1 protein-coding gene is annotated in these 2,038 nt (G+C 68.5%); it reads left to right on the top strand.

What is annotated here, in order from left to right; all coding sequences use genetic code 11:
• Positions 1–650 precede the first annotated feature (650 nt).
• Positions 651–1,982 carry a tRNA guanosine(34) transglycosylase Tgt gene (gene tgt / locus U874_RS0113915; RefSeq protein ID WP_029988534.1) on the top strand — a complete coding sequence of 444 codons (1,332 nt, stop codon included), beginning with the start codon at positions 651–653 and terminating at the stop codon, positions 1,980–1,982.
• Positions 1,983–2,038: the final 56 nt, after the last annotated feature.

The raw sequence follows: 2,038 nt of genomic DNA, 5'->3' as shown, positions 1-2,038 counted from the left end.
TTCCGAACAGCAACCTGTCTCGTACCGCACTCAACTCACCCCAAATGTTGGGGGTTGAGCCTGGGAACTGATGTTCTCCATGCGGCCCGACGAGAATCTTATCTTACACACTTCAGTGGGAAGTTTCAACTTCCCGGCTGAGTGATCTTCATAAGATCCGCTGTCCGCTCCCGGCCTGGCCGCTCTCGCTGCCTGCCCTGTCGCGCTGACAAGGGAATACATTACGCAGATCCGCGGGCCACGGCAAACCACGCTCCGATCCCGGGCGAGTCTCCGCATGATTCCGCCATTCTTGTCGAGCACCCCGTGATGCGGCCACGGCGCCTCCCCGGCCAGAATCGGGCCGAAAGTGCCCGAATCCGCCCGATCCACCTCGCTTCCCGGGCGCGGCGCGTACCAGGCGCGAAAACTCCGGCACAGCTGCATGTCTCCCTTCCCCTCCCCGCAGTCCCGCGCGCAGGCCCTACTCCCCGCTCCCCGCTCCCCGCTCCTCTCTCCTTCACTCTCTCTTCACTGCTCCGCGTTCGCGCCACCGCCCCGCACCCCTCCGCTGCTCCGCTCCCCCCTCCACAGCGCCGCCGCCACTCTTCGTGTTCCACCGCTTCCCGGAGCTGGGGCCGCCTCCGGGGCGCGGATGCTTAGATGGACGAGTGAACGAGCGCATCCCTTTGACTCCCCCGCCCACTCCCGCAGACTTCGGTTTCGCCGTGGAGCATCGCCTCGACGCGGGCGTGCGCGGAAGCGACGACGTGCCGCTCGGCCGGGCCGGCACGATCCGCACGCCGCACGGTGAGATCCAGACCCCGGCCTTCATCCCCGTGGGTACCAAGGCGACGGTGAAGGCGACGCTTCCCGAGTCGGTCACGCAGCTCGGCGGGCAGGCGGTACTTGCCAACGCCTACCACCTGTTCTTGCAGCCGGGGTCCGACCTCGTGGACGAGGCGGGCGGGCTCGGCCGCTTCATGAACTGGGACGGCCCCACCTTCACCGACTCGGGCGGGTTCCAGGTGATGTCGCTCGGCGTCGGCTTCAAGAAGGTCATCTCCATGACCGAGTCCGCCTACTCCGATGCCGAGGTCATCGCGAAGAACAAAGAGCGGCTCGCGCACGTCGACGAGGACGGAGTCACGTTCAAGTCGTTCATCAACGGCGACAAGCACCGCTTCACGCCCGAGGTATCCATGCGGATCCAGCACGAGCTCGGCGCCGACATCATCTTCGCCTTCGACGAGTGCACCACGCTCCTCAACACCCGCGCGTACCAGGAGGACTCGGTCGCCCGAACCGCGCGCTGGGCCGTCCGCTGCCTCGATGAGCACGCGCGGCAGACGACGGATCGCGGGCACCGCCCCTACCAGGCCCTCTTCGGCGTGGTGCAGGGCGCGCAGTACGAGGACCTCCGCCGAGCCGCAGCGCGCGGGCTCGCGGAGATGAGCGGCGCCGATGCGCCCGAGCAGCGCTTCGACGGCTTCGGCATCGGCGGCGCACTGGAGAAGAGCGAACTCGGCACGATCGTGTCCTGGGTCACCGACGAGCTCCCGGAGGAGAAGCCCCGGCACCTGCTCGGCATCTCGGAGCCGGACGACCTCTTCGCCGCCATCGCCGCGGGCGCCGACACCTTCGACTGCGTCGCCCCGTCCCGGCAGGCCCGCGGCGGGAGCATGTACTCGGCGACGGGTCGGATCAACGCGAAGGCCGCCACGCAGCGCCGCCGCTTCGAGCCGCTCGAGGAGGGCTGCGACTGCTACACCTGCGAGAACTACACCGCCGCATACCTGCACCACCTCTTCAAGGCGAAGGAGATGCTCGGGTCGACGCTCGCCACGATTCACAACGAACGGTTCATCGTGCGACTCGTCGATCGCATCCGCGCGAGCATCATCGACGGCACCTTCCTCGATCTGCGCGACGAGGTGCTGGGGCGCATCTACGGCCCCGAGTTCGCGCGCGCTGCCGCAGCAGCGCAGCCGCCGCGCGCCTAGCCGGCTCTCGGCGGCGCCTCAGGCGGCGCCGGCCGAACGCGTCAGGCCCGGCCCCG

This window comes from Leucobacter sp. PH1c, assembly GCF_000633415.1.
Classification (GTDB): Bacteria; Actinomycetota; Actinomycetes; order Actinomycetales; family Microbacteriaceae; genus Leucobacter.
This window is presented reverse-complemented; position numbering and strand designations above follow the sequence as displayed.